At 40.8% G+C, this 15092-nt stretch carries 14 protein-coding genes and 1 other annotated feature (1 of these 15 only partly in view); of the genes, 10 read left to right on the top strand and 4 right to left on the bottom strand.

Annotated elements, in window-relative coordinates:
• Positions 1 to 70 precede the first annotated feature (70 nt).
• Positions 71 to 1213 carry a glycosyl hydrolase family 8 gene (locus MKY54_RS15505; RefSeq protein WP_076190363.1) on the bottom strand — a complete coding sequence of 381 codons (1143 nt, stop codon included), beginning with the start codon at positions 1211 to 1213 and terminating at the stop codon, positions 71 to 73.
• A 48-nt stretch (positions 1214 to 1261) separates the two neighbouring features.
• A complete protein-coding gene (locus MKY54_RS15510) occupies positions 1262 to 2236 on the bottom strand; it encodes a glycoside hydrolase family 43 protein (protein ID WP_076306458.1) in 975 nt (324 codons plus the stop codon).
• A gap of 327 nt (positions 2237 to 2563) precedes the next feature.
• On the opposite strand from MKY54_RS15510, the gene MKY54_RS15515 reads away from it, so the two are divergent.
• A complete protein-coding gene (locus MKY54_RS15515) occupies positions 2564 to 3463 on the top strand; it encodes a glycerophosphodiester phosphodiesterase (protein ID WP_052097044.1) in 900 nt (299 codons plus the stop codon).
• A gap of 123 nt (positions 3464 to 3586) precedes the next feature.
• Here MKY54_RS15515 and MKY54_RS15520 read toward each other — a convergent pair whose 3' ends face one another.
• The gene (locus MKY54_RS15520; RefSeq protein WP_076125601.1) at positions 3587 to 4072 is read right to left on the bottom strand and encodes a nucleoside deaminase; all 486 of its coding nucleotides are present in this window, start codon (positions 4070 to 4072) and stop codon (positions 3587 to 3589) included.
• Between the two features lie 151 nt (positions 4073 to 4223).
• Here MKY54_RS15520 and MKY54_RS15525 point away from each other — a divergent pair, with 151 nt between their 5' ends.
• The 5 genes from MKY54_RS15525 to MKY54_RS15545 all read left to right on the top strand — a co-directional run bounded on the left by MKY54_RS15525 (position 4224) and on the right by MKY54_RS15545 (position 8006).
• Positions 4224 to 4673, top strand: a complete 450-nt coding sequence (locus tag MKY54_RS15525; RefSeq protein WP_339186983.1) for an OsmC family protein — start codon at positions 4224 to 4226, stop codon at positions 4671 to 4673.
• A gap of 37 nt (positions 4674 to 4710) precedes the next feature.
• Positions 4711 to 5073, top strand: a complete 363-nt coding sequence (locus MKY54_RS15530; protein ID WP_076303749.1) for a hypothetical protein — start codon at positions 4711 to 4713, stop codon at positions 5071 to 5073.
• On the top strand, positions 5054 to 6001 hold the full coding sequence (locus MKY54_RS15535; protein ID WP_076303748.1) for an LLM class flavin-dependent oxidoreductase: 948 nt from the start codon (positions 5054 to 5056) through the stop codon (positions 5999 to 6001). Before MKY54_RS15530 ends, MKY54_RS15535 begins: the two co-directional genes overlap by 20 nt.
• Positions 6002 to 6019: 18 nt before the next feature.
• Entirely contained in the window at positions 6020 to 7045 is a 1026-nt protein-coding gene (locus MKY54_RS15540; RefSeq protein ID WP_339186985.1) for a helix-turn-helix domain-containing protein, read from the top strand.
• Between the two features lie 166 nt (positions 7046 to 7211).
• A complete protein-coding gene (locus tag MKY54_RS15545) occupies positions 7212 to 8006 on the top strand; it encodes an SDR family NAD(P)-dependent oxidoreductase (protein WP_076125594.1) in 795 nt (264 codons plus the stop codon).
• A gap of 45 nt (positions 8007 to 8051) precedes the next feature.
• Here MKY54_RS15545 and MKY54_RS15550 read toward each other — a convergent pair whose 3' ends face one another.
• Entirely contained in the window at positions 8052 to 11114 is a 3063-nt protein-coding gene (locus MKY54_RS15550; protein WP_339186987.1) for an ATP-binding protein, read from the bottom strand.
• Between the two features lie 764 nt (positions 11115 to 11878).
• On the opposite strand from MKY54_RS15550, the gene MKY54_RS15555 reads away from it, so the two are divergent.
• The 4 genes from MKY54_RS15555 to MKY54_RS15570 all read left to right on the top strand — a co-directional run bounded on the left by MKY54_RS15555 (position 11879) and on the right by MKY54_RS15570 (position 14817).
• The gene (locus MKY54_RS15555; protein WP_076125591.1) at positions 11879 to 12226 is read left to right on the top strand and encodes a VOC family protein; all 348 of its coding nucleotides are present in this window, start codon (positions 11879 to 11881) and stop codon (positions 12224 to 12226) included.
• Positions 12227 to 12525: 299 nt separating this feature from the next.
• Positions 12526 to 13137, top strand: a complete 612-nt coding sequence (locus tag MKY54_RS15560) for a hypothetical protein (RefSeq protein WP_179089403.1) — start codon at positions 12526 to 12528, stop codon at positions 13135 to 13137.
• 98 nt (positions 13138 to 13235) lie between these two features.
• Complete coding sequence (locus MKY54_RS15565; protein ID WP_339186990.1) at positions 13236 to 14117, top strand: phosphotransferase; 882 nt, start codon at positions 13236 to 13238, stop codon at positions 14115 to 14117.
• A gap of 250 nt (positions 14118 to 14367) precedes the next feature.
• The gene (locus MKY54_RS15570; RefSeq protein ID WP_076125859.1) at positions 14368 to 14817 is read left to right on the top strand and encodes a DUF1569 domain-containing protein; all 450 of its coding nucleotides are present in this window, start codon (positions 14368 to 14370) and stop codon (positions 14815 to 14817) included.
• Between the two features lie 103 nt (positions 14818 to 14920).
• Positions 14921 to 15092 (top strand) — a binding site (T-box leader) (it continues 69 nt past the right edge of the window).

Here is a 15092-nt window from a genome sequence, read left to right on the forward strand (position 1 = left end):
ATTACGATTAATAGGACTCCATTCCTCGGCTTTTTGAGGAAAGGAGTCCTATTGTTTTGTTCGATTTACTTCAATAAATGCGATAGTTTCCACTTAGGGCCAGTAAACTAAAGAAGTACAGACAGTTATCATAATAACGACGTTGTCCAGTTCGCAAAGGTGTATCCCAAAACAAACGGACAAAATGCTCTGCCTCCGGGCCATCAGAAGCAAGCGAAGCCATAGCGTTGGTCGCCAAAAGGCCTACCGGATGCAGCGCCGGTTCGTCGAATGCCTGTCCCTCAATGGTATACCTCCGGTAATTGGAAACTTCGATATTCCTAAAAAAAGCTTGAATCCGGTTACATTGATCGACCTGCCAGCTGTCCTTTTGGAACCATGCCCAGTCCAGACCGATATTAGCCGCAACCCGGTAAGCATCACTGAAAAAATGACTGAAATCACCATGAGGCTGGGGTTCTGCCGGGGTGCCGTTAAAATTAGCATATTCGGGAGCGAGACCAGTTATAGGATTACATGTAGTGTGTAGATATGAGCGGCTGGCTTCCGCCGCTTCTCTCCAAAACATGTGGTCACCTGCATCAGCCCACAAAGCGAACAAATCATAGAAATGGGGGAGATGGTAAGATGGATCACTGAAGGTGGATTCCGGTACGAATTTAATCAGTTTCGTTTCCGCGTCCCACATTGAGTCACCAGCGCCTGTTTCAGTTTTATGTACACAAGCACGCAATATTATTCGAGCCTGCTCGGAATAATTATAAGGTGCCGGACCGTTCCCCCAACGTTTTGAGGCAAAAAACAAAGCCATGGCGAAAAACTCTTCCCCGTCCGGTGCGGGTCCTTGAGAAATTCTTGTACCGTCAGGCTTGCAGTGCCAAGCAAAGTAATCGGCATAACGGCCTTCTTTGTGCTGCATAAACGTCTTAGAGAAGTTCCATAAACGATCAAACTCATCTTTTTTATTCATTTGAACAGCCATCATCATCCCGTAGGACATTCCTTCAGACCTAACATCCAGATTACCTGTATCCAGAATATAGCTTTTATCCTCGTCCAGCGGATAGTAGATTCGTACGTTCGGATCTCCGTAAAACAAATCACTCCAAGTTTCTTCGAGTTTAGCGTTGATTTCATCTTCAGAAAAGCCGAGCTCTTTAAATAAATTGCGATATTTCCCCGTATAAAAAGCACCTTGTTGTGTTATTGGCATGATATTTCCCCTCCTGTGCACTACGCATGCACTCCATTTCAATAAAAACTAAGGATGGATGGTTTGAATGGTGCCATCATCGTTGTATTTCAGCTCCGTATATTTTACAGAACGCTTGTTGTCAGCACCACCAGATAAAGAACTATCATGATAAAATAAATACCATTTCTCTTTAAACTGAACAATAGAATGGTGTGTTGTCCAGCCCAGGACGGGTGTAAGTATTTTTCCTTGATATACAAAAGGCCCAAGCGGATCTTTACTGATAGCGTATACAATATTATGGGTAGTACCCGTGGAATAAGAAAGATAATAATAACCGTTATATTTATGAACCCATGGACCTTCAAAATATCTTCTCTCTTCATCTCCAGCAAGAATCGGATTTCCGTTCGTATCGACGATGGATATTTCTCTAGGCGCACCTTCAAAGCTCAGCATGTCCTCGCTCAGCTCCGCTACGATAGGTCCTAGAGCAGGTGCCGTTTTAGCCGGTCCCTCTGCATCCGCAACAAATGAGCCGGTTTGCCATTTTTCAAGTTGACCGCCCCAAAGACCCCCAAAGTATATATATGATTTGCCATCATCATCAACGAAAACAGCGGGATCAATGCTATAACTGCCGGGAATGTAGTTCGGTTCAGGTGTAAAGGGTCCGGAAGGTGACGCTGAGGTTGCAACCCCAATTCGGAAAATATCGTCATGGTCTCGGGCTGGGAAAAACAAATAGTAGGTATTGTTTTTGTATGCTGCATCCGGAGCCCACATTTGCTGTTTAGCCCATGGGACATCCTTCACATGAAGCACTTCACCGTGGTCGATACAAGGGGAGCCATCTCCATCAATAGACAGAACATGGTAATCCTCCATATTATATTGGTCACCGTTGTCATTAGAGATCATATCGTGATCCAGGTCATGAGAGGGATAAATATAAATCTTGCCTTCAAATACATGAGCAGAAGGGTCCGCAGTATAAATATGAGTTACGAGAGGTTCATTGGGTTGCACTGGCTTTGTCAAGTCATTTCCTCCTATAAAGTTAATCGCTTACAAAGTTAATGGTATAAGAACTTTAGGACTCTGTATATATAGCAACTATAGTTTATACCCCACAAAGTTTAGATGTTGCTTTCTTGACCTTGCAGACCCTTTCCCATTTATGCTGCCTCACAATATTTTCTCTAGATAATCTGGTACAATAGAAATCTCCAAACTTTGACCTTACAAATACGATGAGGTGAGATTAACATAAGGGAATATAAATCATAATTTTACACAAGAATGAATGTTAGAGCGAAAGACACCAAGTATTCTACATTATATTTTTAAAAAGATGAGGTCAGCTTAATGCAAAAAATTCAAAATTCCAGAATCTACTTTATAGGTATACATGTCCTTTTATTAATCTTATTGTTCACCTCTTTGTATGCTTATTCCCCCTGGATTCGCATTAAAGTAAAGGAAATTATCATGCCTGCGGATAAAGTATATACCATCGCTCACCGTGGTGCTTCAGGATATGCTCCTGAGAATACAATACCTGCATTCGAGCTAGCCATTGATATGAAGACCGATTATATCGAGTTAGACATTCAGTTAACAAAAGATCATGTTCCTGTTGTTATTCACGATGGGACCGTAAATCGTACCACGAATGCTAAAGGGTATGTAAAGGATTTTACTTTAGAGCAGATCTCAAAATTAGACGCGGGTTCATGGTTTAATGAACAATATCCCATGTTCGCTAGAGATAAATATGTAGATTTACGTATTCCGACACTAAAAGAGGTATTTGAAAGGTTCGGAAAAGAAGTGGACTATATGATTGAGATTAAAGATCCCACGTCGAATTCGAACATCGAGGCATTGTTAAACGAAGAAATTTTAAATTATGATCTGTCGGCTCATGTTGCTATTCATTCATTTAGTGAAGCGAGTTTACGTAGATTCCATTCCATAAATCCAGCAGTCCCTCTTTATCAAATTGTATGGTATGATTTCCCTGTTTATAAAATATCAGAATCCTATGTGAATAGATTAAAAACTTATGCGGTAGGCATAAGTCCTAACTTTCAAAAAATAAATGCGGCATATGTCGCGCAGGCAAAAAATTCAGGGCTAAAGGTGTTTCCATATACTGTGAATTATCAAGTGAATATGGATAAAGCCGTAATTTGGGGTGTAGATGGTGTACATACAAATTTCCCTGACCGCTTTAGCGAAGTAATTAAGAATAATAAAAGGTAAAGGGATGTGAAATCACCCTTTTCTGGACATAAATAAAGCTGTCGAGACTTTCTCGACAGCCTAAGAACCTTTATCCAAAGGTTCTTTTTTTACGGAAAAATCATTTATTTTTGTTTCGTCATACTAATGAAGTCTTTTCTCGTGAAATTGTAGATGAAGCTCCCGTACTTGTTCTGCAAGATCGGGTACAGGGCCATCTACGAACGTTTCGTAAATAACCTCCTGAATACTTAAATTACGGACGGGTGATGCTGCAATTCCCATATCATTTAACCACGCCGATAATTGCTTCGAGGAACTGGCATATACAATTCGTCCTAAATGAACCCACCCGTGTGCCGCTGCACACATAGGGCAATGTTCTCCGGAGGTATACACTGTTGCCTGCTTACGTTCTTCCAGTGTCATATTCTGAGCTGCCCAGCGGGCTAAAGCGAATTCGGGATGCTGAGTATGGTCACCGCTACCTACATGGTTGCGGTCTTCCGCCAGCACTTCGCCACTTGCTGATACAAGGACGGAACCAAAGGGTTCGTCCCCAGCTTCTAGTGCAATTTGGGCAAGTTCAATACAACGCTTAAGATGTTTGATATCCGTGTCGTTTATCATGATGGTAGAACCTCCTGAATTTTAATTTATAGATAAGTTTCATGAATAGTAGGCCTGAGCCTGTTTGTTCACCACATTCTTCTATGTTAGCATGTAAAGTATTCGATGAAAAATATAGCATGCAATATCAAGCTAGGGAGGATATATAAAAATGAAGCACCCATTTATATTGAACGCCGTATGGAACGGTGGCCGTAACAGTGACGGAACTATTGAAGCTGGACAGCTTAAGACTCAAATTTCCATTCCGAAGGAAATGGGAGGACCCGGAGTAGGAACGAATCCGGATGAGATGCTTTTGGGAGCAGCAGCAACCTGTTATCTCATTACACTTGCAGCAATGCTGGAGCGGGCAGGGCTTACGACTTTAGAGCTGACGTTAACCTCAGAGGCGACGGTCGATGTAACGAATAACATTTTTACATATGAAGCCATCAAACATTCACCCCTAATCACCCTTACCAAAGTTGCGTCACAGGACGATATCGATAAAACCATCCGAATTGCCCATAAAGCAGAAGGCTCCTGCATGATCTCCAGAGCCGTTGCAGGAAATGTAGAAATCACGACAGAGCCAACGGTGCTGACTGCAAGCCTATAAAATTGAGTCCTAGGTAATCAGAGAGGAGATGTTAACTTTGAACGTTGAGTTATATAAGGATTTGATCAAGGATGAGCGCGGAAATTATTACGTGGCTGTACAAAAAGAGGGCAACGAGCTGACTTTGGTAAACGCAATGCTAGAGCGGTCTTACCAAGAGGTGTGGGAATTTAATGAAGCTTTCAAAAAGAAGTACGCGGAATACGAGCATCAGTTCATCGGCAAAATGATTATGGACAAGCTGCGGCACGATGTTGTTTTTGCCTCCAAAGAAGACGGCCATGGCCGAATGTATGATCTGGCTGCGGTGACAGTTGATTACAAGCTTATTTTTATCGATATGATCGAATTTTACCGAAACCCTCGAGTAGGACTTAATCATGACAAGAACATCCATTAAGCTTAGTGTATTAGATCTTGTACCTGTTTTTAATACGGTGGATGCTAGTATCGCATTGGGACAAGCAGTGAAGCTGGCTCAGACAGCAGAAAGACTGGGATATACTCGTTATTGGGTTGCTGAACATCATGATATGCCAGGATTAGCATGTACCTCTACGGAGGTGCTTTTATCGCATATTGGAGCGAAAACAGCACACATTCGCCTTGGCTCAGGCGCTTTATTGCTGCCACATTATAAGCCGCTAAAGGTGGTGGAAGCATTTCATTTGTTGGCCAGTTTGTACCCGGGACGCATCGACCTTGGATTAGGCAGAGCTCCCGGCGGTACTGCTGAAGTAAGTTTAGCACTAAGTGGCAATTTTCTCGAAAATGTTTGGAAAATGCCAGAACTCCTTAAAGGCGTCACTGAATTATTGCAGGGTAACTATTCCTATGAAGGACGTTCAATAACCGCCCGTCCGGTCCCTCCCGTATCTCCAGAGCTATGGCTGCTGGGTACAAACAAGAAAAGCGCGGCATATGCTGCCGAGTTTGGAGCAGGTTATGTGTTTGGCCAGTTCATGAGCGATGTAGCAGGGGAGGAGGTTTTGCAGGCTTACCGTGAAACCTTTACTCCTTCTTCACTTTCTCCTGAACCGCAGGCCATGGTTGCTGTTGGCGTCATTTGCGCCGAGACTGAGGAAGAGGCAGAGCGATTGGCCTCATCTGGTACGACATTATTCCAACAAGAAGGTTCTGCCGAAGCGAAGTCTGAGCCCTTGGAACGTAAGCTGCTGGTAGGTACTCCGGAAAGTGTTAAAGGTAAGTTGGAACGGTTATCTCTTTTGTATGGAGTTAATGAATTCATTATCGTTACCATGATTCCAGATTATGAGAAACGATTGCATTCGTTCGAACTGCTTGCCCAAGTGTGCTGGAGTTCTTAATAAAGGAGGTCCATATGTATGAAGTTTCATACCTCTGATCAAATTAAAATCCCACCAGGATTTTGGGCTGGATTAAGTCAATTAGGAATAACTGCACAAGATGTAGCCAGCAAAGCAAATCTTCCACTTAGCCAGATCACAGAGTCAGAAGTCACCACCGCCCAATATTTCGCAGTCTGGCAGGCATATTCCGATCTCATTGGGGATACAGCCGAAGGAATCATTAAGCTTGCAACCGTCTTTGAAACTACACAATATCCGCCTACGGTCTTAGCAACATACCATGCTAAGGACTATCGCGATGCTCTTAACCGAATGGTACGATACAAACAAATGTGCCCTCCTGAAAGCTTGCGTTTTACCGAAGAAGGCGAGCTATGTACAATCGAATTGGAATGGCAGCATCCCGGGCATTTTGGTCCACCGCTGCTACTAGGCCTCACTTTGGCATTTCTTCTAGAGCTTGGGCGGCGAGGCACAGGTCTACCTTTGACAGCACAGCTTGTCGAGTTTTCACAGCCTATAGGAAATGTAAAGATTCTTGAAGATTATTTCGGCTGCCGAATTCAGATAGGTGCTCAATATAATCGTTTGACGTTGCTTCGAAATGATTTGGATCGGCCTTTTATCTCGTACAACGAAGAGCTGCTGGAGATTCTGACTCCCGTTTTGGACCGGACGCTTGCTGAACAGAAGGGCACTCGCTCTATAACCGAGAGGGTCAAATGGATCATGAAACGCAGCTTCAGCGGAGGACGCCCTGACATTCATGCTGTTGCGAAGGCATTAAGTATGAGTGACCGTACGTTGCAACGCAGGCTTACTGAAGAAAACACAAGCTTCAAGCAATTGCTGACACAAGCTAGACATGAGCAAGCACGAGAGTATCTGGCAGATCCATCGTTTGATATTAAAGAAGTGGCTTTCTTGATTGGATATGAAGACCAGAACTCGTTCTACCGTGCCTTCCGTCTTTGGGAAGGTGATACTCCTTCAAATTGGCGTACTGAACATTTAGGTTTAAACTCGGTACCCTCTTCATAAAGACAGTATTTTCAGAGATTTATCATTGGCGTGTTAAACAAGAACTTTGGCGCAATCCGCTAGTTACTGAACAACCCCGGTACGATAATATAATCCTAGCCGGCACACAGGACTGTTCTTAAAATGACAACTACTCAGCACGCCGTGATAAAAGGAGAAATGTAATATGGATATGGGATTAAATAATAAAACAGCTTTAATTACAGGATCAACAAAAGGTATTGGCAAAGCAATCGCCTTTGAACTTGCTAAAGAAGGAGTTAATGTACTAATTAATGGACGGAATTATGATCAGGTAGAACAAACTGTAAATGAAATAAAGTCAAATTTCCCGGCTACCTCTCCACAAAATGCTACAGCGGATATTGTGAATATTGAACAAAGAGAAGCCTTATTCGAAAAATACCCTAATATAGATATTTTAGTTAATAATATGGGTATCTATGAAATTATGAAATATGAGGACGTTGACGACGAAATATTCGAAAAATACTTCCGTACTAATGTCCTTGCTGCGAATGGATTAACAAAATTCTATTTACCTAAAATGTTACAAAAAGATTATGGCCGCATTCTCTTTATTGCTAGTGAAGAAGCCATTATGCCTTCAGGCCAAATGCCTCAATATGCAATGACCAAATCAATGTTATTATCATTGTCAAAAAGCTTATCTAAGTTAACGATAGGAACTGAAGTTACAGTCAATACAATCATGCCAGGACCAACACTTTCTGAAAATGTGCATCAAATTATTGATGGGATATACTCCAATGAAGATATGACTTTTTCAGAAAAAGAAAGAAAATTCATGACTACAAATCTTCCTCAATCTGAAATACAACGATTTATTAAACCTTTTGAAATAGGCAGACTAGCAGCATTTGTATGCAGTCCTTATGCCTCTGCATTTAAAGGTTCTCCAATTCGCATGGATGGGGGAATGGTGCCGACTATTTTTTAAGCTTACTCTAAAAGGATATAGATAACGATACAAAAAAGCCACTCCTTATGGAGCGGCTTTTTTGCTTGAAAAGTTATCACTGTCCTCTGGTACAACAAAGGATACCAAGGTGCCTTCTCCAGGCTTACTCTGGATCGAGAGACCTTGACCATATAATTGACTTAACCTCCTATGGGTGTTGGCCAGCCCGATGCCACCTTTGCCTTCCATCAATGGCTTCAGCAGTAAAGAGAGGGTCCCGGAATCCATGCCTTGCCCATCATCCTCCACTTCAATCTTTACAGCCTTGTGCAGACGGATAATACGTATTTGAACAGTTCCACCCTGTTGGCGCTTAAGTATACCGTGCTTAACAGCATTTTCTACCAACGGTTGGATGGATAGAGGAGGAATTAGGATGTCAATATTCGGATCTACCTTCCAGACAACAGATATCCTTTCTGCAAATCGAGTCTGTTCAATATACAGATAAGATTCTACCAATTCCAGTTCATGGGAGAGGTTCACGAGCTCTCCGATATTTAAAAAGTCAAAACTGATTCTTAAGAAAGAAGTAAACGCGCCAATGAGCTCCTGCATTTTTTTAGTATCCAAATCACTGAGTGCGGCAATAGAGTTCAACGTATTGAATAAAAAATGCGGTTGTATCTGTGCTTGTAGATAGGCTGCTTCTATCCGCACCCGTTCATTGAAGGATAGCTTCATCGCAGTTAAAGCCCGAATACGGTATTTAAGCTCCACTGCATCTACAGGTTTTGTGACATAATCATTGGCACCGGACAAAAATCCAGTATAAATATCCTCAGGCTGACTACGGGCAGTAAGCAGTAGAATCGGAAGCTCATATAAGGAGTAACGAGTACGAACCTTCTGTGTTAATTCGTATCCCGACATCTGTGGCATCATAACATCGCCAATAAGTAAGTCCCAGTTCCTTTTATCCAACAATTCCAATGCTTCATGGGCTGAGTTCACGGTAGTTATGATATAAGGTTCGGTTTCAAGAATACCCTTTAGTACATTCAGATTGACAGGATCATCATCTACCACCAGAATATTTACCTTAAACTCTGTAAAAAGCGGCGGAATCCTTTCAGAGTGATTACTTGGCTGATGTTCGGAAATTCCCCACTCAGTCATCTGTCTATGAATCTCATCTGCCATATACGAAACTGTAGGTTCCGTCTGTTTTATTATCTGTTCGCTGTAAGAATCGGCAAGAGAGAGTGTGAAACTAAAAGTTGAACCTTTACCAAGCTCTGATTGAATGCTTAGGCTGCTTCCGTGCAGTTCTACCAGCTGCCGGCATATGCTTAATCCCAGCCCAATTCCACGCCCGTCATTTATTCCGTGAGGGCCTTGCTCATAGGGTAGAAATATCCGTGCCATAGTCTCTTCAGTCATGCCTACTCCGGTATCTGTCACATAGATAAGAACCTGTCCGTTCTGTTCCTCAGCCTTAACAGTTACAAGTCCTGCTTCGGTGTATTTGAGCGCGTTGTGCACCAGATTTAATAAAACCTGCACCAGTCTTTTCTCGTCCGCACGAACTGGCGGCATAGCTTCCGGGATATCCATAGATAGCTGTACTGGCTTACCTTCAATCATATATTGAAGCATACTAATCACACCGGGAACTACCGATTGAACCGAAATAGGTTCCTGTTGTAAAATAACACGATGCTCCTGAAGACGGACCACATCCAGTAGATCACCAAGCATATGAGACATACGGCGGCTGATTGTAATCAGCAGTTCCATATCTTGACGGCTACTTTCGTAAAGTCTGTCCTTTTCTTTTGTGACAATATTTTGCGCGATATTCATGATTCCGTGAAGTGGTGTACGCAGCTCATGTGAGGTATTAGCGAGAAACTGGTCCTTAAGTTTGTCTGCTTTTTTCAGCTGCTCATTTAGTTCCATGTTCTCTTTAGCATTTTGAAAATACTTTTTAAACCAATAAGCTGAGAAGCCCACGATGGCTGCGATAATATCCAAAGGATAATAGACAATTGAATAGTGTCCGTTACTATCCCACAAATTCCATAACAAATTAGAAACGATCGCCGCACCTGATAACAGCAGAAAAACAACATCTTTATCATCTTGCTTTTTGAACAATAAGCGCCCTAAGCTATAGAGCAACCAAATGAAGGGAATATACTGGAACACTTGAATGATTCCCAAATGAATGGATGTGCTGACTAAATAAGCAGGGACAATAAATATAAACAAGGTATAAAGGAAAAGACACCATGTGTAAGCACGTAACCACTTGTTGACTTTGGTACCTGAGGTGAATTTCCTGAAAACAAGCAGAATAAAAAGGTTTTGCCATAAGAAGGCGATCAAACGGATTTTTAAGGACCAAGTATAATTAATCGGCAGTAATGAAAGCACTAAGTTGTCATTTCGAGCTAAAAGGATTACAGCTACAGATAAGGTCATTAATCCTACTAGAAACAGAGCACGTTCTTTAGGATTAAATAAGTACAGAATACAGGCATAAAGCCCATGCAGTAGTAAGATAATTGCTGTAAGCATTTGAAATCCGACAGTGTAAAAGTATGTCCGGTCAATGAGTTCCTGAGAGCCAAAGAAAATAGGGCCTTTTATACCGCCCTTATAGGGGTGATCAAAGTTAGCTACGTGAATAAATACATCTATCACTGTGGTGTTTTTTGAAAAATAAGCTGCTGTATATGAGGTGGTTTTGGGTACATATGTATCGGCATCAAGAGCTATTACCCCATTATTGAGAATAGGAGTGCCGTTAATCTCCACACTGGAAGCGGAATAAATTTGTTTGATCCAGAAAGAGACAGGTTGCTGAAGCGGGTCTACCAAAATTCGCAGACGATACGTACCATAACCGTACGAAGAAGGGTCATTCGTTCCTATCGCGTGGCTCCAGTCTCCGGGAACTTGAAGCGGGAGGGAAGGTTCTGGTAAAGTTGAAATATCCTTGGACGTTACGAATTGCGAAGGATAGAAGCTCCATTCACCATCCAGCCTGAATAAGTTAGCCTGCTCCAGATCCTGGCCGCGTAAATCCAGTACACCATTGTTAATCACAGGTACAGTGTTGGAAACCTTAAATATACTCAACCAAATGCAGCGTAGGCCAAAGAGAATGCTTATAAAAAGTAGAATGATAGCTAATTTGTTTAGAATAGTTTTATTTTTCATGAGAACATTATAGCAAATAATTCTAATCTAGAATCTAAAATGAAGATTATTTACATAAGAAGGAGAAGTAATGAGCAACGGACACCGCGTTGGGCTAGGAGGAATGATCTCCACATGGAAGAAGCATGATGTAACTCCTTGAACATTTGCGTACTCGAACACATGGATACTTAAATACTTGATTAGTGCTTTGCAGTTGGGCGTCTGTATTACCGAATGTGTGACTATGCTGCTTGTTTGGCGTCTGTGATACCGGATGTGCGACTATGCTGCTTGTTGTGCGTATTGTATTCCCACACGCTCTCTTCACCATGAGCGATCGGACTCAGATGCAGCTATTCGGCTGAATTTTGACTTTTTAGAAGTGTTTCGGACCCCAGAGGCGTTATTTGTTCCAAACATGCGCGATATGAGGGCTTTTCGAGCCAATAGCGACTATAGAGTCCGATAGGTTCTCAAATGAGCCGGATTATGGTTAATAGCGACTATAGGGTCCGATAGACTTCACTCCTGCTTCTAATGCCATTTGTTATATGCTTGGCTTCTCGTTTATTGTTGAATGTGATATTGATTACCCGTTGGCACTACCATTCGATGTATTGAAAGGAGGTTAACGGTGGATTCTCCTTAATTCTAAAGGGTATATTATTAGAAAATTCAATGCAGACAGGAATGTAGATACGATGATTAAAGGTTTCGGAGGAATATTCTGGAGGACTAAGAATCTTGAAGCTACAAAAAAATGGTACAGTGAGGTGTTGAAGCTTGACATTGAGAATTGGAATGGGACTGTGATAAAACCTCAAGTGGGAAATGAGACTATTTTTTCTTTCTTTACCGAGGATGACAGTTATTTTCCAATAGAACAACAAGTGATGTTGAATTTCCAAGTGCATGATCTAAACGAGACGATTAAGCATTTTGAACAGATTGGTGTACCTCTTGCAAAGAAAATAGAGATTAGTGAATTTGGAAAGTTTATTTGGATTGAAGATCCAGAAGGTCGACTGATCGAGCTTTGGGAGAAGTAAGGAGTTGCAGATTATTGCTATTGAGCTAACAGGTGCGTTTTTTTATAAAAGCTCAGTTCAATATCTAATTGTAAATGAATTAGGGAATAAAGTTGAATCAAATCCGTGGGGAATATTTCTTCAAAGCTTTCAGCTCCCAGGAAGAACTTTAACTTCTATCATCTGAGGTACGGCGCTTGCGCTTCATCCACGGCCAACGAAATACTATTGTCAACCCAAATAGGGAGCATACCGTCGAGGTGTACTCCCTATTTCATTGAAGGAGTTGGAAAATTAGTGCAACATTTCACCTATAACTTATGTCAATAAAGAAGTTATGTAATAAAATCATAAGAGTAGGTGGTAAATTGAAACTTCGTTTAATCACGTTAATATGTTTATTCACATTCGCATTCTTTATTGCAAATGGACAAGATGCTAAAGCTTTATCCTGTGTCGAGTTAGGAAGTCCCCAAGAAGCCCTAGAGGTCTACGGTGGAGCAATTTACGGTGAAGTAAAACAAATAAAGGTCGATTTGAAACAAGAAGGATTTACGGGGCCAAAAGAGAAAATCAGATATATATTAGTGGATGTTGAACGAAGTTGGAAAACTGAAGTTGACTCTCAAATTATTGTGGGAACAGACTACACTTGGGGTTTTGATTTTAAGGAAGGTAATAAATACTTAATATACATTAGTGAAGTGGATGGCGAATCAAGCAGTAGTCCATGCAGTTCAACAATTGAGATGAATAACCTTAACCAAGCAACAGAACTATTCGGTGAAGGACTTCGACCCAAACAGCAAGTACACCTAGAATACAAGATGTGGTTAATGTTTGAGCAGGATATTGATTTGTATTTTGTAATTGCAATAGGACTAGTAGTGATTTCGGTCATTTACCTGAGAGCAAGAAGGAAAAAGGGCTAAGTGTAATTTTATTACACTAATGGTTAGGATAGTTCAATAAAATTAAGAATAAGATAGCTGAACTAATTACTATTCATTCATAACATGTGAGGTGCGAGTTGAACTTAGTAGAAACAATCATAAAAAGATTTAACCTTAATGTATTAAGTATAGATAATGTTCCTGAGTCCTTTAGTTCACAAGTATACAAGCTGAATCTTACTAATGGAGAAACGCTGTATGCGAAGATCCCTTATAACAGGGATAAACTATATCGCGAATATCGTATGCTTGAACTGTTGAGGGAGGTATTACCGGTTCCAAAGGTGTTAGACTTCTGGAGTGGGGATGACTTAATTTCTGGTGCATTACTTTTATCTGAGATTAAAGGTATACCATGTACAGGTGCTATTGACGATGAATTAGCATTTCAAATTGGAGTACTTCACGCAAAGCTGCATGAAGTTAAAATGCCGGGATATGGTGTGGAAGGATTAGACGGTTTTCAATTTTTTAATCAGAACAATTGGAGACTTTATATAAGAAATAGCTTTGAAAAATTTATAGAACCTTGCAAGGAAGTCCTTGAGAGAGGACTTTTCGAAAAATGTATTAATTACTTTGAGGGTGCTTTCTCAGTTTTACCTCCTCCTGATGGCCCGTGTGTTGTTCATATGGATTTTCGACAAGGTAATATACTAACAAATAATAATATGGTTGTTGGAATTATTGATTTTGAGAGTGCACGGGGTGGATCCTCGGAAATTGATTTCACAAAAATTAACCGATATGTTTGGGAAGTGAATCCTCAAAGTAGAATTTCGTATAAAGAGGGATATTCAACAATTCGTCCTCTAATGGGTTTGGAAACAATACTACCCTTTTATGATTTTTACGATGCTTTTGGTGCTGTTGTCTGGTGTAAAAATAGAGGGATTGAAAAGAATAGGGCGTTCCTAAAGGAAAGTATTTCTGTATTGCAGAAATCCGTAGGTTGTTGAACTGACGGGAAACGATATTTAAAGACAGTTTAAGACGAGGAGCTACCTCCATGATGGATAGCTTTATTACGTTAAAGGACATGATAGTGAATAAAGGATAGAATAATGGAAATGGCGAATATTAGATCGGCAGTATACTGTAAAATTATTATGATGCAATCATGAATACAATAGCTTATCGTGATATATGGATCACCAGAACTAATAATGAAAAAATCGAAAACCCAAAAAACGTAATGGAAGTGTGTTTATGGAAAATATATATAACAAATTACATACAGCGGAAATACTGAGCCGTATCGAGAATTTAAGTCCTAATTCAAACCCACAGTGGGGAAAAATGAATGTTTCTCAAATGTTGGCTCACTGTTCAGCATTTCAAGACATCGCAAATGGAAACTCCTTTCCTCCTAGAAGTTGGCTAGGAATATTAATAGGAGGGTTTGTGAAATCTATTTTTTACAATGACAAGCCAGTACCACATAATATGTCAACAATTCCGACCATACTTATTTTAGATGATAGAGATTTTGGAAAAGAAAAAGAAATACTGAAACAAAAAATTATAACTTTTCAAAGTAACGGTCCGGAGAATTGTTCATCCCATCCACATCCTTTTTTCGGAAAATTCACTCCGGAGCAATGGGGTAAAGGGATTTATAAACATCTAGACCATCATTTAAGACAATTTGGTGTTTAGTATTTTTCCGCAGTGAATAATAATTGTTTAACGTCGCCAACTTACATATTTTTTATTGACATAAAATCCCTATTACTTTATATTGTATCTAATTACATTGCAATCAAATGCGACGAAGAGGACAAGTAAATCCGGATATGTCGATCAGAGAACTGCCGGTTGGTGCGAGGCAGAGGACACCCGAATCGAACAATCGCCTCAGAGCTGGCTCCCGAAATCATAGTAGGCGGGCCCGGGATTCTGCCGTTACAAAGAAGCATCGTTGTTGGACGATG

It is taken from the genome of Paenibacillus sp. FSL P2-0121, assembly GCF_037975345.1.
Taxonomy (GTDB): domain Bacteria; phylum Bacillota; class Bacilli; order Paenibacillales; family Paenibacillaceae; genus Paenibacillus_AQ; species Paenibacillus_AQ odorifer.

Excerpts from the sequence above, each read along its gene's own strand:
- MKY54_RS15520 (WP_076125601.1), bottom strand. The coding sequence starts at position 4,072 with ATGATAAACGACACGGATATCAAACATCTTAAGCGTTGTATTGAACTT.
- MKY54_RS15525 (WP_339186983.1), top strand. The coding sequence starts at position 4,224 with ATGAAGCACCCATTTATATTGAACGCCGTATGGAACGGTGGCCGTAAC.
- MKY54_RS15535 (WP_076303748.1), top strand. The coding sequence starts at position 5,054 with ATGACAAGAACATCCATTAAGCTTAGTGTATTAGATCTTGTACCTGTT.
- MKY54_RS15555 (WP_076125591.1), top strand. The coding sequence starts at position 11,879 with ATGATTAAAGGTTTCGGAGGAATATTCTGGAGGACTAAGAATCTTGAA.
- MKY54_RS15505 (WP_076190363.1), bottom strand. The coding sequence starts at position 1,213 with ATGCCAATAACACAACAAGGTGCTTTTTATACGGGGAAATATCGCAAT.
- MKY54_RS15560 (WP_179089403.1), top strand. The coding sequence starts at position 12,526 with ATGTCAATAAAGAAGTTATGTAATAAAATCATAAGAGTAGGTGGTAAA.
- MKY54_RS15540 (WP_339186985.1), top strand. The coding sequence starts at position 6,020 with ATGAAGTTTCATACCTCTGATCAAATTAAAATCCCACCAGGATTTTGG.
- MKY54_RS15545 (WP_076125594.1), top strand. The coding sequence starts at position 7,212 with ATGGATATGGGATTAAATAATAAAACAGCTTTAATTACAGGATCAACA.
- MKY54_RS15570 (WP_076125859.1), top strand. The coding sequence starts at position 14,368 with ATGGAAAATATATATAACAAATTACATACAGCGGAAATACTGAGCCGT.
- MKY54_RS15515 (WP_052097044.1), top strand. The coding sequence starts at position 2,564 with ATGCAAAAAATTCAAAATTCCAGAATCTACTTTATAGGTATACATGTC.